The organism is Achromobacter anxifer (assembly GCF_903652925.1).
Taxonomy (GTDB): Bacteria; Pseudomonadota; Gammaproteobacteria; order Burkholderiales; family Burkholderiaceae_B; genus Achromobacter; species Achromobacter anxifer.
The window spans coordinates 881,915-907,458 of record NZ_CAHLAR010000001.1 but is presented as its reverse complement, the minus strand read 5'-3'; the positions used below and the strand labels follow the sequence as shown (position 1 = coordinate 907,458).

The window sequence follows — 25,544 nt, the reverse complement described above, 5'->3', positions numbered from 1 at the left end:
GCAAGCACCCTGAAGCTAAGAAAAAAATCTGGCTCGCCGCAAAGGCGGCAAGCTTGAAGGCGCACCACTATATCCCTGATTGCGGCGGCCCGGCGGACGCGAACGGACGCGCTAGGGCTTCCCCAGCGCCAACAGCGCCTTGGCGGCCTTGGCGGCGGCGGACGCGCCAGTGAAGCCCGCCAGCCAGCCGCGCAGGTCCGCGGCCGCGACCGGCTGCGCATGGCGCAGCGACTCGTCCAGCAGCACCGCGAGCAGCGATCCTATGCCGCGCGCCTTGTAGTCCAGGCGCGGCAACAGGCCGCCCAGCACGGCAATGACGGCGGCGGGCGCCAGCGTCGCCGCATCGGCGAAGGATTGCGCCCAGCGGGTCAGGACGACGGCCGGCGCGCAGGCGGCGTAGGCTTGCGCCGCGGCCATCGCGTCGATACGGCCCGGTACCGCGGCGGCAAACGCTTCCACCGCCTGCGCGCGCACCTCGGCCTGCTTGGCCGCCATGCCCAGGGCCAGCAGCTGGACCGTTTCCGAATGCCAGGCGCCCGGATGCACGGCAAGGACGCGCAGGATGGCGGCCGCGCGATGCTCGGCATCGTCGCCCGCCGCAACGTTCATGATCACCATGTTGGCCGCGGCCAGCGGCAAGGTCGACGCCGGATGGGCCAGGCCCAGTTCGGCGCACACCAGCGCATGGGCGTCGACGCTGTCGTTGTATCGCGGCGAGCCCGACGGAATCAGCGCCGGCTGCGTGGCCGAAGGCGCTTCGTCCGGCGCGGCCTGGACCTCCGGACTCCACCACACCCATTGCGGCGAACCGTCGGCCTTCAAGGTGTCCGATCCGCGGCTGCGCCACTCGATCCGCAGGGTGTCGGTGATCTGCGGCCATGCGCCGCCGGTAGCCTCGACTACTCGCGCGCGCTGCTCGGGAGGTACGCGCAGCAAGGCCTGGGTCAGATCCACCGGTAATGGCGCGCCGCTCTCCCTGCCCGCCTCGAAACGGGCCAGCAGGACATCGGCATCGACCCAGCCCTGCGTGTCGGTGGGCGTGGCGAGCAGCGGACGGCGTGCCGCCCTGCCCTGCACGATCCCGGCCACCTCGCGCAGCCGGGTGATGAAGCTGGGCAGCATGGTGGATGCCTCGGCGCTCGGCAGCGCCTGCGGTTCGCCCACGTTTTCCTGCACCCATGCGCCATCGACCAGCCGGCTCTTGGTTTTCTGCCAGTACTTCTGCGGCAGGAACGCGCCCTCGGGATCGTGGGCCGCCAGCAGCAGCGCCGCCGCGTAGTGCTGTTCGTCTCGTTCGACCAGGCGGCTCGCCCGCTTTGCCAAGGGCGCGATCGTGGCGGCCACCTGACCTGACGTCGCCAGCCACGCCAGCGCCAGCTCGAATTCCAGGGCATCGCCGGGCGCTTCCAGCAGCGCGGCATAGCGTTCCTGGGCGTCATCGTCAGTCCAGGGCCGCAGCGGTCCAGGCGGCGGCAAGCCGGAAGGCATGCCCGACGCACTTTGGGCATTGGATCCTTCCGCGTGGCCTTCCTCAGCCGCGCCCACGGCGGCCGCGTCGGCCGGCAGCAGGACGGCCACCGCCGGCGCCAGCGCGTCGCGCTGTTGCTGCGCCAGGTCCTCCCGGCCCAGCTTCGCCAGCGCCTTCACCGCCGCCCGCTGCACGTCGGCATGCGGATGCCCCAGGCCCAGGGCCAACGCCTGCGCCAGGGCTTCGGGCTCCACCCTGGCCTGCGCGCCCAGCGCCTCCAGGATGCGCAACACCGACAGCGCCGCGGCCTTGGGCCCGGAGAATGCGCCGCCGCAGGCGTCCACGAAAGGCGCGGCGTCGAGCAGGCCGTGCTTGTGCAGCGTCTCCAATTGCTTCACGGCCAGCGACACGGTGGCCGTGATCGGCGATCCCAGGCTCAGGCGCAACAGCCGCTGGTCGGCCGCCGCCTCCTCGGGCGTGGGGGCCAGCGTCGCATACACGCGCGAGAACCAGCCGGCGCGATAGGCGGAGAAATCCCGGTTGAGCGCCTCCAGGCAGCCGCGCAGCACGCGGCGCCGGTCCAGCGTGCCGTCGTTGGCCAGCAGCACGACCGTGTTGTGCCAGTTGAATTCCTCGCGCGAGAACTTGTCGATGTTGGCCAGCGAGATCTCGCCGCCGCCTTCCACCTCGAAGACCCGCCAGAACACTTTGTCGCGCAGCGCGTGGTCGTGGCGCAGCATGAACAGGCGCACTTCCTGTTCGCGCCGCCCGCCCAGCCCGCCGACCAGGGCCAGCACGTAGTCATCCGTGTGCTCGACCTGGAGCCCGTTGAACAGCTCGTTCAGGCGGATCGGCACGAAATTCGGGCGCTGGGACCAGCCTTGCGCCATCTCGCGCAGCCGCTTGGGCGAGGCATCCACCACGCGCATGTCTTCCGATTGCACGCCCAGCATGGCGTCGTACAGCGCGCGCAAGTCCGCGCCTTCCTCGATCAGCCGCGCCGTATCGCTGTAGTAGTTCCAAAGATTTGCGTAGGTAGTCATGCGAGCGGCTATTCCTCATGAGTCCGCTGCGCGGCGGCAGCGGCGGTTTCGGCCAAGGGCGTCGCGCGAGGCACCACGGCTTCCAGGCTGCGCAAGGTCACCGCCAGCACGGACGCGCCCTTGCGCCGCGCCGCCAGCGTGGCCGGCAACGCTATCGGCATGCCGTAGTCGTTGGACAGGCGCGCGGCCAGTTCGATGAGCTTGCCGGCCTGGGCCAGCGGCTTGCCTTCCGCATCGAACAGCTGCGGCAGCAGCGCTTCCAGCGTCTGGAGCGCGCGGCAACCGGCAAGCGCGCTGATCGACGCGGCGTCGGCCAGTGTCTGCGCCAGCCGCCCGGCCAAGGCGTAACCTTGCGCCAGATGCGCCGCGATCTGCGCGGCGAACGGCGCGGGATCGAGCAGGCCGGAGTCGGCCAGCCGCGCGATCGCCTCCGCCGCCTGCGCGCGCTGCTCGGTCATCTTCGCCGATGCGGCCAGCGCCAAGGCCGAGTAGACGGGCCCGCCCGGCGCCAGTCGTGACGCGCCCAGCGCCGCCAGCAGCGGCCCCAGGCCGCGCACGTTGATCACCTGCACCGCCGCGCACAGCATTGGATGGAAATGGGCGGCCAGCGTGTCGGGGTTGGACCGCAGCAGCCAGGCGGTCCATTGCACGACCTGGTCGTAGCAATCCAGCTCCCGCGCCTCCTGGGCGCGGAACGTGAATTCGGCAGGCACGCCGGCGACGTCCAGGGTGGGCGGGATGGATGCGCCCACCGCGCCGCCGGCGTCTGTCGCCATCCAGAACGGCTTGGGGCCCTCTCCCAACACGGCCAGGTCGCGCGAGAACGTGCCCTCGCCCGGCTCGGCCAGCACTCGCTCCCAGACGAAGCGCTGCCCGGGCACGGGCGCCGGCGGACTGAACGGCTGGCCCTGCGCCCGGCTCGACCGCAGGTCGCGGAAAGCGCCGGCCAGCAGGGCCAGCGGCGCACGCGTCGGCAGGTATTGGTAGCCCGAACGCGAGGTCCAGGTCTCATGGACCTTCCAGCCCCCTGTCTCCGCGTCGTAGCTGCTGCTGGTGTACGTCTGCTCCTGCAACGCCACGCCCACGGGATCCGGCTTGTCCGCGCGGGCAACGACATAGCGGGCATAGCCCTGGAAACCGACGTCGTCCCTGCCCAGCAGCGCGGCGGCCAGCAGGCGTCGCGGCGAGGCATTGCGTTCATCCCACACCGACTCGATGATCTCGGCGGCGCGGTGTTGCAGCGCCTCCGGCATCGGCATCCGCGGACGGCTGGCCAGGTAATCGAAGATGCGCGGCAAGTCGGCGCCGTGCCCGGAGCCTTCCAGCTGCGCTCCGATCAAGGCATGCAGTTCCTCGTCGCCGACTATGGCGGGCGCCTGGTCGGAAAGATCCGGCAGCGGCTCGCGGCGCGGCCCGGGCATCTTGATCGTCCGGACCTCGCCGTCAGCCTTCGCGCGCGCCTCGCCGCCCGCATCGGTCGCCTGCGTCTCGTCGGAATCAACCATCAGCTTGCGCGCCAGCGGGACGAGGTCCAAGGACATGCCTTCCAGCGCGTCGCCGACGATCCGCGAGATGCGCTCCCGCTGGCCGGCATCGGTCTTGAGCGCGGCAAGCAACCCGAGCTGGGCCTTGACGAGTTTCTTCTCCGAACGCGTCAGGACGGCTGCCCCGGCCTCGATCATCGCGTCTACGTCCAACTGGCCCACGGCACGCTTCAGCATGTCCTGGGCCAAGCCGACCGCCGTGCTGGGCGCCGTGCCGAGCACGGCGAAATACGTGTGTTGCCCGGCCGCGACCTCATGCGCGGCCGGATCGGCCAGACGATGCATGCGCAAGTACCAGGCAATGGTCTTGGCGGAGAAATCGCGCAGCAGGGCCTCCCGCGACTCGGCGAGCAGGCGGTCGCGGAACGCGTGGCTGTCCTGGCAAAGCGTCAGGACGGCGGCGTCCCATGCCGGCCCGATGCGCTCGATGAGGTGGTAATCGGCGCCCATGCCCTCGACGCGGAACAGGGCCCAGAACTCGCGTTCGACCCAGTCGGGGTGCGCCTGCAGATGCGCGGCCATGAGCCTGCCGTGGTCCGCGTCCAACTGTCCGTCCGCGCCGATGGCGCTGACCTGCTGCACGAAGCAGCGCAGATAGGCCACGGACAAAGGCGCGTCGCCGTCCAGCCGGACCAGCGCGTGGCACACCGGCCACGCCAGATGCTCGGCCCACCAGTGCTGTTCCGCCAGCAGCTCGACGAACGCGGCGCGCCACGGCGCGTCCCTTCCAGCCGCCGCGTCGACGACGGCCGGCGTCATCTCGCCATGACGCGCGCCATACTCGCGCTTGCGCTCCATGTCCGCCGGCGCCAGCGTATCCGCCGCGAGCTTGGGCTTGCCCAGCGCCGCCAACACGAAGCACGCCCGCGGCGTTGGCCCCTCCGCGCTGAACAGGCGCGATGGCGGCAGGGCCTTGGCCAGTGTCGCCCGGTCTTCCTCGCTGGCGCCTTCCAGCGCGCGTGCAAAGGGTGCGATATCCGCCACGTCGCCGCCGCTGGCGGCCTCGCGCAGCGCCGCGCGGCGTTCGGTAAGGCTCAAAGTCATGCGTCGGCTCCAGGCGCATTGAGTGGATCAAGGGAGATGCGCACGGCCAGCGTGTGCTTGCAAGGCCCGCGCGTGCCCTGGTACTTGGCGTGCCAGGGGCAGGTGCAGCGGTCCTGCGCGGGCTCGGCGCCCAGCGCGACCCGGTAGCGCTGCTGCGCCGACTGCACCGAGTACTGCCCCTCGCCTTCCAGCCGCACGCCGCCGCCGGCCACCAGCTTGCGCGCCTCGGCCAGCCGCGGATGCAGCGTGTCTAGCAGCCCCGCCTGCACCGGCAGCGGACGATGGAAGTACGCGCCCGCGGCCAGGTCGAAGCCCACCTGGCCTGACGATGCCAGCACGCTCAGGGCGGACAGGATCTGCTGCTCCGGCAACAGGGCCCTTTCGGCCAGCCGCGCAATGTCGATGCGCGGCTCGAAGGCCAGCAGTGTGGAGACGAACGCCGCATCCTCATTCGCATCGCCGCCCGCGACCAGGTGCAGCACCGCCCCCTCGCCCGAGAAGCCTCGCGCCTTTTCCGGGCTGAGGCCCAGCGTGACCCGCGCGCCAGGCAGCTCCAGCACCCAGGCGCTGGCCTGCGGCAGCGCGCCCGCCGCGGTATCCGCGCCATAGGCGCGCAGCGCGGTGGCATGGCGCAACAGGGGTTCCAACACACGCAGCCGCTCCGGTCCCGCCACGCAGACCGCGCCGGGCGTCGCCTGCGTGGCCAGCCGCAGCGTACGGGCGGCCTGGGTCGCCCACATCACGGTCTTGGTCGCCGACGATCGCGGCAAGGCCTGCACGAACTGGCGCAGGGCCGCTCCCGTCAGTTCATGGCGGCACGCCATGCCCGCCGACAGCATCTGCGTCTCGGCAAATCCCTTGAGCCAGCGCGTGGGCAGCGGCACTTTCTCTTCGACGATCTCGCCCGCTTGCGTCGCCACCCGCAGCGCATCGCTGCCCACGTTCAGATGCAAGGGCTCCGACGCGCGCAGCCCCGCCAGCGCCTGGCGCAGCGGCGGATTCACGTCCACATTGGTGACGCCCGGCGCAAAATGCGTGGCGTCCAGCGCCGCCGCGTCCACGTCCAGGCGCGCATACACGCCGCAGCACACGCTGAACGACTCGAAGCGCAGGCCCTCGGGCGTGGACGTCACGACCGGATCCGCCGCCCGCAGCACCGCCGCCAGCGTATTCGGCGGCACATAGAACCGCGTGCGCGCCACCCGCGCCAGCATCAGCAGCGCTTGCGCCACCACGGCAGGCTGCGCCACGAATCCGGAAAAGAAGAAGGGATGCGCCACCGCGCCCGACGGCGCAACGCCGCCGCTGGTGGCCAGGCTCAGGTCGGCCTGGCCCTGGCGCTGGGCGAACTCGGAGGGGGCAAGATAGGCGTAGGCCAGCTCCGTCATTCATAGACTCCTTGATGCGGACTGGACGCCGCGATGATCTGCTGCCGTCACCATCAGAGGCAGGCGTGGGCAATTTCGGGAATACGCGACAGGTCTCCGGTATTCCAAAGATCATGCAACTTCCCGATAAGAGCCTTGGCATCCGGCGTCATCCCTACCCCCTGATTCGAAAAAATCTCGGAACTCGCCACGATTCTATGTTTTTCCTGGGTCTAGCGTGGATGCCTGCCATCTCGGCGGCTGCCAGGAACAGCCAAGCACGGAAGATGTAAGCGGGGAGTCCATCCAGAACAAGAAATCGTCGTGATCGCTGCAATCATGCGGAGATCGCTACGACAGTTTTTTTTCGATTTCCCCCGATCGGCTTCGTGGTTTCTTCCGCATTATCCCCCCCGGGGGGATATGATCCACGCATGAACAAACCCGATCCTCATCATCATCACGACGCCGTGGCCAAACGTCTCAAGCGGGCCGAAGGGCATTTGCGCAGCATTCTGTCGATGATGGAAGAAAACCGCCCCTGCCTTGAGCTGGCTCAACAGCTGTACGCGGTCGAGCGTGCCATTTCCCAAGCCAAGAAGATCCTGATTCAGGACCATATCGACCACTGCCTGCAGGATGCGGTGGGCGAGCTGAACGAAGACAGGCAGCGCACGATCGACGAATTCAAAGAAATCACCAAGTATCTCTAAGAAAGAACACTATCCATGTTGTCGTTTTCCGATCTGCTCGCCCAGGGCGCGTCGCACGCCTGGCTGTTTATCCCCAGCGCCATTCTGCTGGGCGCTCTGCACGGGCTGGAACCCGGCCATTCCAAGACGATGATGGCGGCGTTCATCGTCGCGATCCGGGGATCGGTGTGGCAGGCGGCGCTGCTGGGCATCACTGCGACCATTTCGCACACCCTGATCGTGTGGGGGATCGGCCTGGGCGGAATGTACCTCTGGCGCGGGGTCGACGCGGAGGAGCTGGAGCCTTATTTCCAACTGGCGTCCGGGGTGATCATCGTGCTGATCGCGGCATGGATGTTCTGGCGGACCTGGCGCGATCAGCATGGCGCGGGCCAGGCCCATCATGATCATCATCATGACCACGATCACCGCCACGGCCACGGGCATGAGGGCCATTCCCATGGCGCGGAACGGCACGAGATCGATACCGGACACGGCCTGGTCGCGCTGGAGGTGTTCGAGGACGGCGTTCCGCCGCGCTGGAGGCTAAGCAGCCTGCGGGGCGGCAGCTGGCAAGCACAGGACGTTTCCGTGACGACCGAGAGGGTTGACGGAACGCGCCATGAATTCCGTTTTGCGCAGAAGCACGGCTATCTGGAATCGCTTGAAGAAATACCCGAACCGCACGAGTTCATGGCGCGCCTGACCCTGGGCCACGGCGGCCATGTCCATAGCTATGACCTCGCGTTCATGGAGCCGGATGAGCGCCAGCATGACCACCTGCACGAAGAGCTGCGAGGACTGGAGGTTGCGGGCGAGGGATACCAGGATGCTCACCAGCTCGCGCATGCCAATGACATCCGCCGGCGCTTCACGAACCGGAACGTGACCAACTGGCAGATCGCCCTGTTCGGCCTGACCGGCGGACTGATCCCTTGCCCGGCGGCGATTACCGTGCTTTTGTTGTGCCTGCAGCTAAAGGAGTTCACACTGGGTGCCGTGCTGGTGCTGTGCTTCTCGATCGGCCTGGCCATCACGCTGGTGACGGTTGGAGCCGTTGCGGCGCTCAGCGTGCGCCAGGTCAACAAGCGCGCGCCATGGTTCAGCGCGGTAGCCCGGCGGGCGCCTTATCTCTCCAGCCTGCTGATCATCGCCGTGGGCATCTATGTGGGGCTGAACGGATGGCTCGGTCTCCCCGCCAGATGAGGCCCGGGCCGGGAGCCGGCGCGCGGTACGCGAAGGGGAATGCGTAGCCTGATTCGGCGCCAAGGTGGAACGCAATGAGATCGAAGACGAGTAAGCAGGGCACGTCGGACGGCACGGATGGCCGGAAACGGGCGTCTTGGCGGGAGATCCCGCCGGGGGTGTGGGCGCTGGGGTGCGTCAGTCTGCTGATGGATATCTCTTCGGAGATGATTCACGCGCTGCTGCCGGCCTATCTCGTCACCGTGCTGGGCGCCTCCGTGCTGACGGTGGGCGTGCTCGAGGGGATCGCCGAGGCAACTGCATCGATAACCAAGGTCTTTTCCGGGGCGCTTAGCGACTGGCTCGGCAAGCGCAAGCTCCTGGCGGCGATCGGCTACGGGCTGGCGGCGTTGACGAAGCCGGTCTTCCCTCTGACTTCGTCCGTTGAATGGCTGTTCGCGGCTCGCTTCGTCGACCGGGTCGGCAAGGGTATCCGGGGCGCGCCGCGCGACGCGCTCGTCGCCGACCTTTCTCCCCCGCATCTGCGCGGCGCCAGCTTCGGCCTGCGGCAGTCGCTGGATACCGTCGGCGCCTTCCTGGGCCCCCTGCTGGCCATCGGCCTCATGTGGCTGACCGCGGATCACTTCCGAACCGTGTTCTGGGTTGCCGTCGTGCCGGCCTTCCTGGCAGTGGTATTGATCGTGGTCGGGGTGAGCGAGCCCGAACGCTCCCCGGCGCTGCGGCGGGTGCGGGTACCGCTGCACCCCGACGAGTTGCGCCGTCTGGGCGCGGGCTTCTGGTATGTGGTCGTCGTAGCGGCAGTGTTTACGCTCGCGCGCTTCAGCGAAGCCTTTCTCATCCTGCGGGCCCAATCGGCGGGGGTGTCGCTGACGCTGGTCCCGCTGGTAATGGTGATCATGAGCCTTGTGTACTCAGTCTCAGCCTATCCGGTGGGAATCCTGTCCGATCGCATGAACCGACCTGCCGTTCTAGCCATCGGCCTGGCGGTGCTGGTGCTGGCAGATCTGGTGCTGGCCTGGTCGAACGGCATCGCCGGGGTCGCTGTCGGCGTCGCACTCTGGGGCTTGCACATGGGCTTTACCCAGGGACTCCTGACGACACTGGTCGCCGATGTCGCGCCGCCAGAACTGCGCGGCACCGCGTTCGGCGTCTTCAACCTGATCACAGGCGTAGCCGTGCTCGTGGCGAGCGTCCTTGCCGGAGCGCTGTGGGATATAGGCGGCCCGCCAGCCACGTTCCTCGCCGGCGCGGGGTTCGCCCTGCTGGCGCTGGCTGGCTTGTGGGGGTTGCGCGGCCGGCTAGGTCAAAAACCTCAGCATGTCGGTGGATGAACATCATGTACAAGCTTCGCGAAGCGCGAAACGATAGTCTCAATGCCGGGTCCTCCGCGCCCGTCAAAGGCTCCTCAGGAAATCGACGAGCGCCTTGTTGACTGCCTCAGGGGCTTCCTGCTGCAACCAATGCCCCGCGCCGGGAATGACTTCAGCGGCGCGCAGTTGGGGAACAAGGGCCGGCATCGCTTCGATGATCTGAGCCATGCCGGGAATCGCCAGGCCAGTATCCCGTTCCCCTACGAGATAGAGCGCGGGCACTTCCACCCTCTTCCCCTCCAGGGCCCCCTGCAGCGCCCAATTGCGGTCCAGATTCCGGTAATAGTTGAGGCCGCCGCGAAAGCCGCTGGTGGTATAGCTTTGGACAAAGGCAGCCAGATCCGACGGAGTAAGCCAGGCCGGCAGCGTCTGGGGGACGGGCAGCGAATGGAGCAGGCCTAGGCCAGTGGCTACCATGCCGAACGGATTGGGCGTGCGGGGATCATCACGCGGCCCGGCGTCGCCCGATGCCGCAAAGTAGATGGCGCGAAGCGTCGCGCTGATGTCGCGCTCGAATTCGCTTTCGGCGACCCCCGGCTCGTTGAAGTAGTGCGTGTAAAACGCGGCGGACTCGGTTTTCGGGAACAGGCGGCAGGGCGCGACCGGCGCTCTGCGCATCATCGGAACGCCCAGGGCGACGACGGCCCGAAAACGGTCAGGGCGCAACTGGGCTGCCTGCCATGCAATGCTGGCCCCCCAATCGCCCCCCACGATCACCGCGTCATCGGCGCCCTCGCTTTCGATAAGCGCGACAAGGTCGCCAATGACATCCAGCGTCGTGAAAGCCGCCGCATCCGCCGGACTGTCGCTGGCACCATAACCGCGCAAATCCGGGGCCACGGCGCGAAAGCCCGCCCGGGCCAGGGCAGGGAGCTGGTGGCGCCAGGCATAGGCGGTCTCGGGGAAACCGTGGCACAGCACGACGAGGGGGCCTTCGCCCTGGGCGGTGACATGGAGCGTGATGCCGTTGACGGCCACATCGCGTGTTTCAAGGTCGATCATCGGGGAAGCTCGCTGGAAGTATCCGGTGCAGCTATAATACCGTAACACTATAAGTTACGGTAAATTGATCCCATGGCCTATGACACCCGCCTTGCCCGTTTGCTGCATGTCTTGATCCACATGCATTTGCGCGGCGGCACGACCACTTCCGGAACGCTGGCCCAGATGCTGCATACGAATGAGGTCGTGGTGCGCCGATCCATGGCGGCGCTGCGCGCCGCCGGCATGGTGACCTCCACGGGCGGGCGCAACGGCGGGTGGGTACTGACCAAGGGACTGGAAACCATCACCGCGCGCGATGTCCATGAGGCCATCGCGCGCGGCACGGTGTTTGCCATCGGGCCAGCCGACGACAATCCTGCTTGTCCCGTCGAACGGGCGGCGAACCAATTAGTGGCGGATTCCCTGCGCGACGGCGAGCATGCCTTGCTGCAACGCCTGGGCGCGCAATCGCTCGCCGAGCTTGCCGCGCAGATTACGGCGCGCACGGAAGGATGACTCCGTGGCGCTGCGCGACTGAGCTTCAGGACTTTCCTGATTCACGGAGCATTGCACACGAACCCGAATGTGAAGCGCCGTGGCATCCATGAGTGAGACTTGATGGCGAGAAACCGCGCGTTTCATGCGTGTTCCGTCATTTATCACGCCACCTCCCACAACGCGGCTGTCAGACCCAGCAACAGCAGAATCGCCGACGCCATGAACCATCGCACGGTTTTCCGGTATTCATTCTCGGCTTCATCCTCCAAACGCAAGGCGCGGTAAAGGGCGATGATCTGCAACAGGCTGGCGAGCACCAAGGACAGGCCCGGCAGCACGGACAGCGCACTCCAATCGCCCGGCGCGTCGAAGCCCCAGTAGCGCAGGAAACCCAGCGAAAAGCCCAGCAATACCGTGATGGCCGTAATCAATCCCGCCCGAAAGCCCTGAGGCAGTTCACGTGGCCTGGGGCTGCGGGTCCGTACCAAGTCGTCGTCTGGCGTTTCCGGAGTCATTATTGAGATCCTCCGCACTGAGTACGCTACGGCCCACCCGCTACCGGTTCATGTGGGAGCGAAAACTGAACGCCTGCCGTCGCTCGGGGCCAGGTTGAATTGATTATGGCTGATATCGCAGCGCAATGGGGCTGTTGACGCCCCCCCCGTCAAGAAGGTGAACTGCGGTGGTCGCGCGAGGCGACGGTGCCATCGCAACGCATCAAGGTTGGTCCATCCGTGACAGCCGTCAATGCGCAAGGCGCTCAAGCCCGCGCGTGGCGCGGCAGCCAGCGCCAGAATACGCCCGCCGCCACCAGGCCCAAGGTGCCAACGCCGAACGATGCGCCGCCGAGCGATGCCAGGGCGGTTAGCACCGACAGCGCCACTGGGCCGCCGCTCGATCCCAGATCGGCCATGAAACGCCAGATGCCGAGGAACTGCGTACGCGCGCCCGCCGGCGCGGCGTCGGCGCCCAGTGTCATCACGATGCCCGATCCAATGCCGTTGCCGAAGCCCAGCAGCGCCGACACCAGGATGAAGCTCGCCACCCCGTCGGTGAGCGGGATCGCCATCAGGCTCAGCCCCATCAGCAGCGTGCACGGCAGCGCCACCCACAAGCGGCCGCGCTGGTCCATCACCTTGCCCGCCGGATAGAACACCGACATATCGACTGCGGCGACCAGCCCGTAGATGAGCGAGGTGGTGGTGGCGTCGAGGCCCAGATGGTCTGCCCACAGGGGAATCACCACCTGGCGCGACGCGCGTAGCGCGCTGATCAGCATCACCCCCACGCCGAGCGTGGCGTACACGCCGCGATGGTCGCGCGCGACCTCGCCCATGCGCGCACGCGGAGCGCCCGCGCCCGCACCAACCGAGGGCTCGATATCAGGCGCCTTGATGGCAATGACTCCCGCGCCGAGCATGGCGCAGATGGCCACCCAATAGGCGCCGTCGAGCCCCAGGAAATAAATCAGCCCCGCACCCGCGAAGGGGCCGAAGAACGTACCGATCCGCGTCGTGCCGCCCAGCGTGGACAGGGCGCGCGCTCTGTACGCCAGCGGCACAACCTCAATCATGTAGCTCTGGCGCGCCAGCTGAAACACCGACTGCGCGCACCCCTGCATCAGCATGGCCAGCGCCAGCACCCAGAGGTTGGGCACGCCAATCACGAGCAGCAGGCCGACCACACTCAACACAGCCGCGCCGGCCATGGCGCGCTTCTCGCCGAAGCGATCGGTGATCAGCGCGGACGGAATATTGGAAAGCAACGAGCCGACCCCGATGAGGGCGGCTATCAGGCCGGCGGTGGCCATTGACGCTCCATGATCGCGCGCGGTGAGCGCGATCACGGGAAGGATGGCGCCGTTGCTGATGCCATAGAGCAACGACGGGCCGAACGCCGGCACGGCGATCTGCTTCAGATTGAACGAATCGGGTTGCGACATGACGGGAGAATGAGAGCTCGACCGCCTGCCCGCCGCCTTGCCTCTGCGCATGGGGCCGGTCCGGCGGCCATCGGCGCAGGAAGCCGAAAGTGTAGCGGTAGCTCCCTGGCGCTTGGCTGACAGCCGGCGGTTGCAACCGTTGGCGGTTGGCCGTGAACCGATGCTCCGCTGATTCAGAGAAAATGGGTGTCGGCCGCAGTTTCAACGCGATATTGCACCACTATGGCTCCTTCGCACGGTCAAAGGCCCCTCAGGAAATCGACGAGCGCCTTGTTGACTGCCTCGGAGGCTTCCTGTTGCAACCAATGCCCCGCGCCGGGAATGACTTCAGCGGCGCGCAGTCGGGGAACCAGGGCCGGCATGGCTGCGATGATCTGATCCATGCCGGGAATTGCCAGGTCCGACGGAGTGAGCCAGGCGGGCAACGTCTGGGGGACAGGCAGCGCATGGAGCAGGCCCCGGCCAGCGGCTACCATGCCAAACGGATTGGGCGTGCCGGGGTCGTCACGCGGCCCGGCGTCGCCCGATGCCGCGAAGTAGATGGCGCGAAGGGTCGTACTGATGTCGCGCTCGAATTCTCCCTCGGCAATTCCCGAAGATGGTGATGGAGCCGCCGCTTTAGTTGGTAAAGGCACGGGCGTCAGCTTGGATCTGGTAAAAACTGAGCCGCGTATTGGAATAAGAACGCCTCTGATGCTCCAGCGACAAGATCACAAGACCAGAGATGTGCATTAGCTCGGCTAAGCTGATTTGACGTGTCACGAGGGAGATGTGTTGTGCTGTACGCAAGACATCATCGACATACAACTTGAGAAGATAGGATCATGACCCAGCCGCATTCAACACGCCTACCCGCTTACGCACTGAAGATGCGGTACGCACCTGCGATGAAGCTTCTCTTTACGTTGGGCCTTGCAACTCTATGGACTGGCGCCCAAGCCGCAAGTTTTGATTGCAACAAGGCCGTGAGCACTACGGAAAGGTTGATCTGTAGCGATGCCGAGACATCCGCGCTGGATGGAAAATTGCAAGGGGCCTATAAAACAGCACTAGCCGCAACCGATGCCTATGGCAAGAAAGAGTTGGCTAAGGAACAGCGCAACTGGATCAAATACGCTCGTGACATTTGTCAAGACAGCGCCTGCCTGCAGCAAGCATACACAACCCGCATCGCCATGCTGGCGCGTAATGAGGAACATATTGCCAATGGCAAGGTGTACTCAGACTGCAAGCTGCCGGGCAACCAAACCGTTAGTGGCGAATGCGTTAATGTTGTGCCGATTCGTGATCCCAACTCCCGTGTTGAATCGTTCAACCAATCGTTGGCGCATCAGAAGCAAAACGGCCGAATCATCGGTTGTAGCCGGCTGATTGATCTACCGGTTGGCGTCGCTGGGAGTAATCACAGTTTTGGCGGCTCCTGCGTATTGCAGGAAGGTACGCAGCGCAAGAACGTGAGGATCTGCAACGACGATATGTTCGGGCATTTCCAAGTAGAGCCGTCCACGCCACAGGATGCCTCAGACAAGCGCTTGGTCGACTTTACTTACGCGCAATGCTATGGCGGTTGATGGTAAGCGCCCCGGCCTATCCGTGATTTTGTGTGCGAGGCATATCATGAGGACTAAAGATCATGGATATGCCGATGAAGAAGAGACGCCCAGCAGCCGCCCAGGCAGCGGCCAGTGGGCCGCTGCCTGAAGTGCAGGCCGAGGCGGCTTGAGAAAACACCGGCTTGGGGCCGGTGTCAGTCAGGTGCCTCGCGTCGCCCGCCGCAGGCAAAGGCTCCATCCCGGGAAGAACGGCGCGTCACCCTGAACCTGACGCAGGAAATCGGACCTCCAGAGGCGAAATCCGGCAGTGGACCGCGCCAGTCCTTGTATATCGAGAATTCTCGATTCCCAAACTGGATGACGTAAATCCCAAGTTGGATGAGTTTCGACAACCATTCGACGCGGGGCTCCAGTGCCGCGAGCCCAGGCTGCCTCGCCGAATATGTAACAGCCCGCCCCCTCCCCCTTGAACCCCGGAACATCATCCCTATAATTAGCACTCGACACCGGTGAGTGCTAACAGCGTTCCCGGGCCTAACCGATCATTTCCTTCTCTTTTTTGCAACAGGAGTTCCTCATGGCCTTGCGTCCCCTGGGCGATCGCGTGATCGTCAAACGCCTCGAAAACGAGCGCAAGACTGCATCGGGCATCGTTATCCCCGACAGCGCCGCCGAAAAGCCCGATCAGGGTGAAGTCGTGGCCGTCGGCCCCGGCAAGAAGACCGAAGACGGCAAGATCCTGCCGGTCGACCTGAAGGCTGGCGACAAGGTGCTGTTCGGCAAGTACGCCGGCCAGTCCGTGAAGGTTGACGGCGAAGAGCTGCTCGTCATCCGCGAGGACGAAATCCTCGCCGTGGTCCAGTAAACCCCGCCTCAAACGAATTTTCGAAGGAAGCTAAGAAATGGCTGCCAAGCAAGTACTGTTCGGTGACGACGCCCGCGTGCGCATCGTCCGTGGCGTGAATGTTCTCGCCAACGCCGTCAAGACCACCCTGGGCCCCAAGGGTCGCAACGTCGTGCTGGAGCGCTCGTTCGGCGCCCCGACGGTGACCAAGGACGGCGTGTCCGTCGCCAAGGAAATCGAACTGAAGGACAAGTTCGAGAATATCGGCGCCCAGCTGGTCAAGGACGTTGCCTCCAAGACCTCCGACAACGCCGGTGACGGCACCACCACCGCCACCGTGCTGGCTCAAGCCATCGTCATGGAAGGCCTGAAGTACGTTGCCGCCGGTTTCAACCCGATCGACCTGAAGCGCGGCATCGACAAGGCTGTCGCCGCCGCCGTCGCTGAACTGAAGAAGCAATCCAAGCCGGTCACGACCAGTAAGGAAATCGCCCAGGTCGGCTCGATCTCCGCCAACAGCGACACCTCCATCGGCCAGATCATCGCTGACGCGATGGACAAGGTCGGCAAGGAAGGCGTCATCACCGTCGAAGACGGCAAGTCGCTGGAAAACGAGCTGGACGTCGTCGAAGGCATGCAATTCGACCGCGGCTACCTGTCGCCTTACTTCATCAACAACCCGGACAAGCAAGTTGCCGCCCTGGAAGATCCGTTTGTCCTGATTTTCGACAAGAAGATCAGCAACATCCGCGACCTGCTGCCGGTGCTGGAACAAGTTGCCAAGTCGAGCCGTCCGCTGCTGATCATCGCTGAAGACGTCGAAGGCGAAGCCCTGGCCACCCTGGTTGTGAACAACATCCGCGGCATCCTGAAGACGACCGCCGTCAAGGCTCCTGGCTTCGGCGACCGCCGCAAGGCCATGCTGGAAGACATCGCCATCCTGACGGGCGGCACGGTGATCTCCGAAGAAACCGGCATGTCGCTGGAAAAGGCCGGCCTGGCTGAACTGGGCCAAGCCAAGCGCATCGAAGTGGGCAAGGAAAACACGACCATCATCGACGGCGCTGGCGACAGCAAGTCGATCGAAGCTCGCGTCAAGCAAATCCGCGTCCAGATCGAAGAAGCCACCTCCGACTACGACCGTGAAAAGCTGCAAGAACGCGTGGCCAAGCTGGCCGGCGGCGTTGCCGTGATTCGCGTTGGCGCTGCCACCGAAGTCGAAATGAAGGAAAAGAAGGCTCGCGTCGAAGACGCCCTGCACGCTACCCGCGCCGCAGTGGAAGAAGGCGTTGTGGCTGGCGGCGGCGTTGCTCTGCTGCGCGCCAAGCAAGCCATCTCTGACCTGAAGGGCGACACGCCTGACCAGAACGCCGGCATCAAGCTGATCCTGCGTGCTGTGGAAGAGCCGCTGCGCACCATCGTCACCAACGCCGGCGAAGAAGCCAGCGTGGTCGTCAACACCGTGCTGAACGGCAAGGGCAACTACGGCTACAACGCCGCGACCGGCGAGTACACCGACCTGGTCGAGCAAGGCGTGCTGGATCCCACCAAGGTGACCCGCACCGCCCTGCAGAACGCCGCTTCCGTCGCCAGCCTGCTGCTGACCGCCGAAGCTGCCGTGGTCGAACTGGCCGAAGACAAGCCCGCTGCTCCGGCCATGCCCGGCGGCATGGGCGGCATGGGCGGCATGGACTTCTAAGTCCCGCCTTCCTTGCAAGGCCTCCCCGGCTTCGGCCGGGAATGCAGTATCCCGAGAAACCCCCGGTCCTTCGCCCCGGGGGTTTTTCTTTTTCCGCGGGGAACTAGGCCCCGTCGGGAATACGTTTGCGCACAATCTGCGGGTTTCGCCGTGGCGCATGCGTCCCTACAATGAAGGCTCCCCCAGAACGAGCCGAGTCCCATGCGTTTTCCCAAGACCCTGTTGCGCGCCCTGCGTCCGTCCGAGATCGGCGGGCTGTTGATGGACTCCGCCAAGCAGTGGTCCGCCCATCGCGCGTCCAGCAAGGGCGCGGCGCTGGCCTTGTACATGGTGTTTTCGCTGGCGCCGATGCTGATCCTGGTGATCGCGGTGGCGGGCGCCTTCTTCGGCGAGGACGCGGTGCGCTCGGAACTGTTCGCGCAGTTGCGCGACCTGACCGGCGAGCGCGGCGCCGAAGTCATCCAGACGGTGCTGGCCAGCGCCCATGAATCGGGCAAGGGCTGGATCGCCGCGCTGATTTCGATTTTCGTGCTGATCTTCAGCGCAACCACGGCCTTCGCCGAGTTGAAGGCCAGCCTGGACGAACTGTGGGAAGTCTCGGCCAACCAGAAAAGCGGGCTGCACGGCATGGTGCGCAGCCGCATGCTGTCGTTCGGGCTGGTGCTGGTGCTGGCGCTGTTCCTGCTGGTTTCGCTGAGCGTGAACGCGGGCCTGGCCGCGGCGCGCAGCTACTACGGGGACCTGTGGACCGCCTCGTCCTTCGCCCTGGTGGCGGAGTGGATCTCCAACCTGTTTTCCTTCTCGATCGTGGTGGCGCTGTTCGCGGTGATCTTCAAGCTGCTGCCCAGCGCCAAGATCTCCTGGCCGGACGTGATCCCCGGGGCGATCGTGACGGCGGCGCTGTTCCTGGTCGGCAAATGGGGCATCGGCGTCTACCTCAGCCGGGGCGCGGCCGTGTCTGCCTATGGCGCGGCGGGCTCGCTGATCGCACTGCTGCTGTGGATCTACTATTCGGCGCAGATCTTCTTTTTCGGCGCCGTGTTCACGCGCCAGTTCGCGCTGCGCTTCGGCCGCGACAAGACCGCCCCTGCGGCGGCGCCCACGGATTCGACGTCCGCGCCGGGCGCCTGAGGACTAAGCCGGGCCGCCCGCCTGTTCCAGCCCCGCCATCAGGCGCAGGCATTTCAGGAACATCGGGCGCAGTTCCTCGGGAATGGGCGCCAGCACCTCAGCTTCGACGGCCGCGTCCTGCGGCAGGATGCGCGCCAGCAGCGCGATGCCCTCTTCCGTGATCTCCAGCGCGTAGGCGCGCCCATCCTGGGCCGAGCGCTTGCGGCGTACATACCCCTTCTTGGTCATGCGGGCGATCATTTCGGCGAAGGAATTGCGGTCCAGGGCGATCAGCTCGGCGATGCGGTTCTGGCTCGCGCCGGGATTCTGATAGACCGTGATCAACAGCGCCTTCTGGCGCGGGGTCAGGTCTTCGTCTGGGAAGGCCTGGACGAACAGGGCCTCGGCCCGGAAATGGGCCCGGCGCAGCAGATGGGACGCGACCTGGGTCAGGTCGAATGCTTGCAAGGCCGTGTTTGCGGCCGGGCCGGCGCGGTCGGGTCTGGCGGTGGAGGTCATCGGGCTTCCATGGGATACGCCTGGCGATTGTAGGCGCAGGCTTGCGCGAAAACGGGCATTGACTTGAAGGCGGGCGCTGCCTATGATCCGCAAATATAGTACGTATACGTATTTATTTTACATTCCGACCGAGCCCAGCATGACGATCCGACAATTGCGCAACTACATCGACGGCCGTTTCGAAGACGGCGCGACCACCTTCGACAAGCACAGCCCGGTGGACGGCCGCCTGATCGCCCAGGTCCATGAGGCCGGCCGCGACCAGGTGGACCGCGCCGTGGCGGCGGCGCACCGGGCCCTGCCGGCCTGGGCGGGACTGCCGGTTGCTGCGCGCACCGACCATTTGTTGGCCCTGGCCGACGGCATCACAAGGCGCTTCGACGATTTCCTGCAGGCCGAAATCGGCGACACCGGCAAGCCGGTGGGCTGGGCCGGCAAGATCGACATTCCGCGCGGCGCAGCCAATTTCCGCGTGTTCGCCGAACTGGCCCGCACGCTGGACATGGAAAGCTACATGACGGACACGCCGGACGGCAGGCAGGCCCTGAACTACGCCTACCGCAAGCCGCTGGGCGTGGTGGGCGTGATTTCGCCCTGGAACCTGCCGCTGCTGCTACTGACCTGGAAGGTGGCGCCGGCGCTGGCGTTCGGCAACACGGTGATCATGAAGCCGTCGGAAGTCACGCCTTCCACCGCCACCCTGCTGGCCGAGGTTGCGCATGAGGCCGGGCTGCCGGCGGGGGTGCTGAACCTGGCGCACGGCTTCGGCCCGGACTCGGCGGGCGAGTTCATGACTACTCACCCTGACATTGACGGCATCACCTTTACCGGCGAATCCGCCACGGGCGCGGCCATCATGCGGGCGGTGGCGCCGGGCGTGAAGCCGGTGTCGTTCGAGTTGGGCGGCAAGAACGCGGCGCTGGTGTTCGCCGACGCGGATTTCGATGCCGCGGTGGACGGCGTGACGCAATCGGTATTCGCCAATTGCGGGCAGGTCTGCCTGTGCACCGAGCGCGTCTACGTCGAACGCCCGATCTATGAACGCTTCGTCGCGGCGCTGGCCGAGCGGGCCCGGGCCTTGCGCATCGGCTGGCCCATGGATCCGGCCACCGAGATGGGTCCGCTGGTATCGCGCGAACACCGCGAGAAAGTGTTGTCGTACTTCGCCTTGGCGCGCGCCGAAGGCGCGACGGTGGTGGCGGGCGGCGGCGTGCCGGTGTTCGGCGACGCGCGCGACCAGGGCGCCTATGTCGAGCCCACGATCTGGACCGGCCTGGCCGAGGACGCCCGTTGCATCAAGGAGGAAGTCTTCGGCCCGGTCTGCCACGTGGCGCCCTTCGATACCGAGGACGAGGCCATCCGCCTGGCCAACGACACGCGCTACGGCCTGGCCGCCGCCGTCTGGACCCAGAACCTGACGCGCGGACACCGCGTGGCACAGGCCATGAAGGCCGGGCTGGCCTGGGTCAATTGCTGGTTCCTGCGCGACCTGCGCACGCCCTTCGGCGGCAGCGGCCTGTCGGGCATCGGCCGCGAGGGCGGACGCCATTCGCTGCATTTCTATACCGAACCCACCAACGTCTGCATTAAGCTCTGAGCCACCCCACGCAAAGGAAGACGCAATGAACCAGTCCCAACCCCGGACCGACCAGGCCGCCCCAGCCGGCCAGCCCGGCGTCAGCGCCACCGTCGTCGCCGGCAAGGCCACGCCGCGCGGCAAGTACCCGCACATCAAGCGCGCCGGCGATTTCCTGTATGTCTCCGGCACCAGCTCGCGCCTGCCCGACAACCGCATCGCGGGCGCCGAGGTCGACGCGATGGGCACCGCCACGCTGGACATCCGGGTGCAGACGCGAGCCGTCATCGAAAACATCCGCGACATCCTGGCCACGGCCGACGCCACGCTGGCCGACGTGGTCGAGATCAGCACCTTCCTGGTCAACATGAACGACTTCGGCGGCTACAACCAGGTGTACGGCGAGTACTTCGACTCCGACGGCCCGGCCCGCACCACCGTCGCGGTGCACCAGTTGCCGCATCCGCAGCTGCTGATCGAGATCAAGGCCGTCGCCTACAAGCCGCAGGCGCGCTAGTAGCGCATGTCCCACTTCCGCATCACGCCCAACGCGCTCAGCCGCAAGCTGAAGCTGCACCAGCTGCAGATCTTCGAGCGCGTGCTGGCGCGCCGCTCGCTGTCGCGCGCCGCCAGCGAGATGCACCTGACCCAGCCGACCGTCACCAAGGCCATCCACGAACTGGAGGCTTTCTTCGGCGCCACGCTGTTCGAACGCTCCAACCGCGGGGTCACGCCGACCGAGCTGGCCCTGGTGCTGGGCCGCCGCGTGCACGCCATGATGGCCGAGATCCGCTACATGGCCGACGACATCGACGCGGTGCTGGGCGGCGCCAGCGGCCACGTGGTGGTGGGCACGCTCATCGCCGCGTCGGCCAAGCTGCTGCCGGAAGCCATTGCGCGCCTGATGACCGAGCACCCCGGCATCCAGGTCAGCGTGCGCGAAGGACCGGCCGCGCAACTGCTGCCGGAGCTCGCCACCGGCGACCTGGACATCGTGGTCGGCCGCCTGCCCGGCGCCGACATGGCGTCCACCGCCGGCGTGGCTCTGGACCACCACAAGCTGTATCGCGAGGAACTGTCCCTGGTGGCGCGCGCCGCCCACCCGTTGGCCAGCGCGGCGCGGGTGGCGTTGGCCGACCTGGCCGACCATATCTGGATCCTGCCGGCGCCGGCCTCGCCGTTGCGCGCCTCGATCGAGCGCAGCTTCTTCAACGCCGGCCTGCGCCTGCCCGCCCGCCATATCGAATCGCTGTCCCTGCTGACCAACATCGGCGTGCTCATGCACAGCGACGCGCTGGCGCTGATTCCCTACGACGCGGCGGCGCAATTCCTGTCCATGGGCATGCTGGTGCGCCTGCCCACCGACGCCTTCGGCGCCTTCGGCGATGTCGGCTACTCGGTGCGGGCCGACCGGCCTCTGACGCCCGCCTGCCTGCGGCTGGTGGAGTATCTGCAGCAGATCGCGGCGCAGCGCGAACCGGCGGATGCCGGAAACGGCGCATGAAACGCTGCACCCGGGTTATCCCGCAATAGACAGCAGGCATACCCAGCGGCGTAATTTCTATTGTGCAGGCCCATCAGGTCCCGCCTAGACTGCGGGCTATGGGGCAGCCCCGGTCCGCCCCCCGACTTCCGGAGATCCTCATGCCCGCCTATGGCCCGCCGTTGAATTTCCAGCGCTGGATAGACGATCACGCGCACCTGCTGAAGCCGCCGGTCGGCAACCAGCAGATCTGGCAGGACGCCGACTTCATCGTCACCGTGGTTGGCGGCCCGAACCACCGCACCGACTATCACGACGACCCGCTGGAGGAGTTCTTCTACCAGTTGCGCGGCAACGCCTGGCTGTCGCTCTGGGTGGACGGCAAGCCCGAGCGCGTGGACCTCAAGGAAGGCGACATCTTCCTGTTGCCGCCCCACGTGCGGCATTCGCCGCAGCGGCCCGAAACCGACAGCGCCTGCCTGGTCATCGAGCGCCAGCGCCCCCAGGGCCTGCTGGATGGCTTCGAGTGGTACTGCCCGCAGTGCGGCACCCTGGTGCATCGCGTGGAAGTGCAGCTCAAGAGCATCGTGACCGACCTGCCGCCGCTGTTCCAGGCCTTCTACTCCAGCACCGAAAAGCGCACCTGTCCCGGTTGCGGCGAGCTCCATCCCGGCAAGGGACATGCGCCTGCCGCCCAGGCGGCGCCGGCCTAGAAGGCGACCACGCCCCGCAGCTGCCAGGTGCATGCGCGCCCTTTCCCGATTCGTTCCCGACTCGTTCCCGATTCCTTCCCGATTCGCACATGACCCAGAAAATCGACATGCACGCGCACTTCTTCCCGCCGATCACGCGGCAGGAGGCGGCGGCGCTGGATCCCGTCAACGCGCCCTGGCTGCGGCTCGACGGCGACGGCGCCACCGGCCAGATCATGGCGGGCGACCGCCCGTTCCGCCCGGTGGACGCCACCTTGTGGGACCCGGCCCTGCGCCTGGAGCAGATGGACCGCAATGGCGTGGACCTGCAGATCCTGTGCGCCACGCCCGTCATGTTCGGCTACTCCTATCCTGCGCAGGCCGCCGCGGACTGGGCGGCGCGCATGAACGACCTGGCGCTGGAGCATTGCACCCACGCGCCGTCGCGCCTGAAGGCGCTGGCGCAAGTGCCGCTGCAGGACCTGGAACTGGCCTGCAAGGAAGCGTCCCGCGCGCGCGCCGCCGGCCACCTGGGCGTGCAGATCGGCAACCACGTCGGCCCGCGCGACCTGGACGACGAGACCCTGGTGCAGTTCCTGATCCACTGCGCCAACAACGATATTCCCGTCCTGGTGCACCCCTGGGACATGATGACCGACGGCCGCATGAAGAAATGGATGCTGCCCTGGCTGGTTTCCATGCCGGCCGAAACCCAGCTGGGCATCCTGTCGCTAATCCTGTCCGGCGCGTTCGAGCGCATCCCGCGCAGCCTGAAGCTCTGCTTCGCCCACGGCGGTGGCAGCTTCGCCTTCCTGCTGGGGCGCGTGGACAACGCCTGGCGCCATCGCGACATCATCCGCCAGGACTGTCCGCAGCTGCCCTCGTCCTATACCGACCGCTTCTACACCGACAGCGCGGTGTTCGATCCGCGCGCGCTGCGCCTGCTGATCGACGTGATGGGCGAAGACCGCGTGCTGCTGGGCTCGGACTATCCCTATCCGCTGGGCGAACAGGAAGTCGGCAAGCTGGTGGCCAACTCGGACCTGCCGCCGGAAGTGCAGCGGAAGATCCTGGCGCGCAACACGCTGGCGTTCTTCGGCCTGGACCGCTGAAGCGGCCTCGCGCCGCTTCAGTGCTTCGGAAGACCCCGCCTCAGGCGGCGCCCACCGCCTGCGCCACGCCATGCTGGCGCAGCGCTTCCAGGTGCCGGGCCACGTTGGAGACGAACTCCTGCGCCTCGCCCAGATCGGCGAACACGGGCTTGAAGCTCGCCAGCACCATCGCGCGGCGGTGCGCCGCCTGCGATGGCGCCGCGGCCTGGGCCGCCACGTCGGCGCGACGCAGCAGCCGGGCCAGCGCCGGCGCCATCGGATCCTGGATGGCGTAGCGCCCGCCCTGCTCGTCCTCGCCGCGCAGATAGTGCAGCCATGCCGCCACGGCCAGGCACAGCAGGTTGGTGTCGTCGCCGTTGCGCATGCGGTCGCGAATGGTGTCCAGCAGGCGCTGCGGCAGTTTCTGCGAACCATCCATGGCGACCTGTTGGGCGCGCTGCGGCAGCGCCGGATTGGCGACGCGCGCCAGGAAACGCCGGCGGTAGTCTTCGAGGCCAACGTCCGGAATCCCCTTCAGGGTGGGTCCGATCTCCAGGCGCATCATGTCTTCCACGTAGCGGCGCAAGGCCGGCTCGTTGACGGCGTCCGCAATGGTCGAATGGCCCATCACCGCCCCCAGGTACGCCAAGGCGGAATGCGGCCCGTTGACCATGCGCAGCTTCAGCCGTTCATAGGGCGCGGACTTGCGCACGAAGGTCGCGCCGCCCTGGGTTTCCCAGGCGGGGCGCCCCGCGGCGAACTTGTCTTCGATGACCCAGTTCAGGTAGGGCTCGCCGACGACGGGCCAGGCGTCCTCCAGGCCCAGGCGGTGGTTGATGCGTTCGCGGTCGCCGTCCTCGGTGCGGGGCACGATGCGGTCCACCATCGTGTTCGGAAAGGTGCAATGCGTGTCGATCCAGCCGGTCAGGGCCACGTCCACGCGCAGGGCGAAGGCCAGAACCAGATTGCGCAGCGTGTCGCCGTTGCCGCGCAGGTTGTCGCAGGACATCAGCGTCACCGGCGGCAAGCCGCGCTCGCGGCGCAGCGCCAGGCCGTAGACCAGTATTCCTATGGTGCTGCGCGGCCGGTCCGGATTCGCCAGGTCGTGCAGGATGTCGGGATCGTCCCAACGCAGGTAGCCGGTGGCGGGTTCGTGGCAGTAGCCCTTTTCAGTGACCGTGAGGCTGACGATGCGGGTCTGCGGATAGGCGATGCGCTCCAGCACGGCATTGGGATCTTCCTCGGCCACCATGACCCGCAAGACCGAGCCCACCACGCGCAACTGCTCCCGCGGCTGCCCCTCGGGGCCGGCGTCGCGCAGCGCGAGCGAGTACAGCCCGTCCTGCGGCTCCAGCGCGTCGCGCGTGGCCGGGCTGCGCAGGGACACGCCCAGGATGCCCCAGCTCAGGTCGCCGCTGGCCTGCATCGCCAGGTCCGTGACCACCGCCTGGTGCGCGCGGTGAAAGGCGCCCATTCCCAGGTGGACGATGCCAGGCGTGAGCCGGCTGCGGTCATAGGCGGGTTTCTCCACATCTGCGGGCAGACGCGGCAACGACTCCGTGTTCAAACGTTCAAGCATGGATGACCAGTGAGTGCGGAATAGTGCGCCAGGGTATAGCATGCCCCGGCCGGCATCGCCATATCGCCGCGCAAGCTTCCCGAAGCGCGCCCTCCGGCCCGCGCGCGGCAGGTAAAGTCGCTGTCTGCCGGCCCGGTTCCCGCGGCGCCGCGGGATGCCTCACAATTAGGGTCAGCCCAAAGCCCGCGAAACTGTCCACGCCGGCAATCCATATCTGTTAAAAAGCCGCCACACCCGGCC

At 66.6% G+C, this 25,544-nt stretch carries 22 protein-coding genes; 13 read left to right on the top strand and 9 right to left on the bottom strand.

The features are described 5' to 3' along the window. Positions 1–111: 111 nt before the first annotated feature. Genes HWY37_RS04105 through HWY37_RS04095 form a run of 3 tightly spaced genes read right to left on the bottom strand, consistent with a single transcriptional unit; the run spans position 112 to position 6,487 of the window. Positions 112–2,511 (bottom strand): DUF6493 family protein, encoded by a 2,400-nt coding sequence (locus HWY37_RS04105; RefSeq protein ID WP_176087918.1) that lies wholly within the window; start codon positions 2,509–2,511, stop codon positions 112–114. Between the two features lie 8 nt (positions 2,512–2,519). Beyond that, the gene (locus HWY37_RS04100) at positions 2,520–5,099 is read right to left on the bottom strand and encodes a DUF6493 family protein (RefSeq protein ID WP_175207686.1); all 2,580 of its coding nucleotides are present in this window, start codon (positions 5,097–5,099) and stop codon (positions 2,520–2,522) included. Then, positions 5,096–6,487: an SWIM zinc finger family protein gene (locus HWY37_RS04095; protein ID WP_175207687.1), complete on the bottom strand. Its 1,392-nt coding sequence runs from the start codon at positions 6,485–6,487 to the stop codon at positions 5,096–5,098. Before HWY37_RS04095 ends, HWY37_RS04100 begins: the two co-directional genes overlap by 4 nt. Before the next feature lie 413 nt (positions 6,488–6,900). Here HWY37_RS04095 and HWY37_RS04090 point away from each other — a divergent pair, with 413 nt between their 5' ends. From HWY37_RS04090 to HWY37_RS04080, 3 genes are all read left to right on the top strand, one after another. Beyond that, the gene (locus HWY37_RS04090) at positions 6,901–7,179 is read left to right on the top strand and encodes a metal-sensing transcriptional repressor (RefSeq protein WP_176087917.1); all 279 of its coding nucleotides are present in this window, start codon (positions 6,901–6,903) and stop codon (positions 7,177–7,179) included. 15 nt (positions 7,180–7,194) lie between these two features. Further along, positions 7,195–8,364, top strand: coding sequence for a nickel/cobalt efflux transporter (locus tag HWY37_RS04085; protein ID WP_175207689.1), 1,170 nt, complete (start codon positions 7,195–7,197; stop codon positions 8,362–8,364). A gap of 74 nt (positions 8,365–8,438) precedes the next feature. Next, a complete protein-coding gene (locus tag HWY37_RS04080; protein ID WP_175207690.1) occupies positions 8,439–9,695 on the top strand; it encodes an MFS transporter in 1,257 nt (418 codons plus the stop codon). 63 nt (positions 9,696–9,758) lie between these two features. Here HWY37_RS04080 and HWY37_RS04075 read toward each other — a convergent pair whose 3' ends face one another. Further along, on the bottom strand, positions 9,759–10,736 hold the full coding sequence (locus HWY37_RS04075) for an alpha/beta fold hydrolase (protein ID WP_176087916.1): 978 nt from the start codon (positions 10,734–10,736) through the stop codon (positions 9,759–9,761). Positions 10,737–10,808: 72 nt separating this feature from the next. Between HWY37_RS04075 and HWY37_RS04070 the strand changes: the two genes are divergently transcribed. Then, positions 10,809–11,234, top strand: coding sequence for an RrF2 family transcriptional regulator (locus HWY37_RS04070; RefSeq protein ID WP_175207692.1), 426 nt, complete (start codon positions 10,809–10,811; stop codon positions 11,232–11,234). Between the two features lie 143 nt (positions 11,235–11,377). Here HWY37_RS04070 and HWY37_RS04065 read toward each other — a convergent pair whose 3' ends face one another. From HWY37_RS04065 to HWY37_RS34600, 3 genes are all read right to left on the bottom strand, one after another. Then, the gene (locus tag HWY37_RS04065) at positions 11,378–11,731 is read right to left on the bottom strand and encodes a hypothetical protein (RefSeq protein WP_175207693.1); all 354 of its coding nucleotides are present in this window, start codon (positions 11,729–11,731) and stop codon (positions 11,378–11,380) included. A 245-nt stretch (positions 11,732–11,976) separates the two neighbouring features. Next, a complete protein-coding gene (locus HWY37_RS04060; protein ID WP_175207694.1) occupies positions 11,977–13,158 on the bottom strand; it encodes an MFS transporter in 1,182 nt (393 codons plus the stop codon). 239 nt (positions 13,159–13,397) lie between these two features. Continuing rightward, positions 13,398–13,541 (bottom strand): hypothetical protein, encoded by a 144-nt coding sequence (locus HWY37_RS34600; RefSeq protein WP_246302175.1) that lies wholly within the window; start codon positions 13,539–13,541, stop codon positions 13,398–13,400. A 441-nt stretch (positions 13,542–13,982) separates the two neighbouring features. Between HWY37_RS34600 and HWY37_RS04050 the strand changes: the two genes are divergently transcribed. The 4 genes from HWY37_RS04050 (at position 13,983) to HWY37_RS04035 (ending at position 18,385) form a co-directional block, all read left to right on the top strand. Beyond that, positions 13,983–14,729: a lysozyme inhibitor LprI family protein gene (locus tag HWY37_RS04050; protein WP_246302174.1), complete on the top strand. Its 747-nt coding sequence runs from the start codon at positions 13,983–13,985 to the stop codon at positions 14,727–14,729. A 559-nt stretch (positions 14,730–15,288) separates the two neighbouring features. After that, positions 15,289–15,576 (top strand): co-chaperone GroES, encoded by a 288-nt coding sequence (gene groES / locus HWY37_RS04045; protein WP_006221616.1) that lies wholly within the window; start codon positions 15,289–15,291, stop codon positions 15,574–15,576. A gap of 37 nt (positions 15,577–15,613) precedes the next feature. Then, the gene (gene groL, locus HWY37_RS04040) at positions 15,614–17,254 is read left to right on the top strand and encodes a chaperonin GroEL (RefSeq protein ID WP_175207695.1); all 1,641 of its coding nucleotides are present in this window, start codon (positions 15,614–15,616) and stop codon (positions 17,252–17,254) included. A 201-nt stretch (positions 17,255–17,455) separates the two neighbouring features. Continuing rightward, positions 17,456–18,385: a YihY/virulence factor BrkB family protein gene (locus HWY37_RS04035; protein WP_176087915.1), complete on the top strand. Its 930-nt coding sequence runs from the start codon at positions 17,456–17,458 to the stop codon at positions 18,383–18,385. A 3-nt stretch (positions 18,386–18,388) separates the two neighbouring features. On the opposite strand, the gene HWY37_RS04030 is transcribed toward HWY37_RS04035, so the two are convergent. Further along, a complete protein-coding gene (locus HWY37_RS04030; protein WP_176087914.1) occupies positions 18,389–18,883 on the bottom strand; it encodes a MarR family winged helix-turn-helix transcriptional regulator in 495 nt (164 codons plus the stop codon). Between the two features lie 139 nt (positions 18,884–19,022). Here HWY37_RS04030 and HWY37_RS04025 point away from each other — a divergent pair, with 139 nt between their 5' ends. The 5 genes from HWY37_RS04025 to HWY37_RS04005 all read left to right on the top strand — a co-directional run bounded on the left by HWY37_RS04025 (position 19,023) and on the right by HWY37_RS04005 (position 23,746). Further along, positions 19,023–20,480 (top strand): 2-hydroxymuconic semialdehyde dehydrogenase, encoded by a 1,458-nt coding sequence (locus tag HWY37_RS04025; protein ID WP_176087913.1) that lies wholly within the window; start codon positions 19,023–19,025, stop codon positions 20,478–20,480. Positions 20,481–20,505: 25 nt separating this feature from the next. Then, positions 20,506–20,976, top strand: a complete 471-nt coding sequence (locus tag HWY37_RS04020) for a RidA family protein (protein WP_176087912.1) — start codon at positions 20,506–20,508, stop codon at positions 20,974–20,976. Positions 20,977–20,982: 6 nt separating this feature from the next. Next, positions 20,983–21,963, top strand: a complete 981-nt coding sequence (locus HWY37_RS04015) for a LysR substrate-binding domain-containing protein (RefSeq protein ID WP_176087911.1) — start codon at positions 20,983–20,985, stop codon at positions 21,961–21,963. A 140-nt stretch (positions 21,964–22,103) separates the two neighbouring features. Then, complete coding sequence (locus tag HWY37_RS04010; protein WP_175207701.1) at positions 22,104–22,655, top strand: 3-hydroxyanthranilate 3,4-dioxygenase; 552 nt, start codon at positions 22,104–22,106, stop codon at positions 22,653–22,655. 89 nt (positions 22,656–22,744) lie between these two features. Next, positions 22,745–23,746 (top strand): amidohydrolase family protein, encoded by a 1,002-nt coding sequence (locus tag HWY37_RS04005; protein ID WP_175207702.1) that lies wholly within the window; start codon positions 22,745–22,747, stop codon positions 23,744–23,746. Between the two features lie 40 nt (positions 23,747–23,786). Here HWY37_RS04005 and HWY37_RS04000 read toward each other — a convergent pair whose 3' ends face one another. Further along, positions 23,787–25,304, bottom strand: a complete 1,518-nt coding sequence (locus HWY37_RS04000) for a mannitol dehydrogenase family protein (RefSeq protein ID WP_176087910.1) — start codon at positions 25,302–25,304, stop codon at positions 23,787–23,789. Between the last annotated feature and the right edge of the window lie 240 nt (positions 25,305–25,544).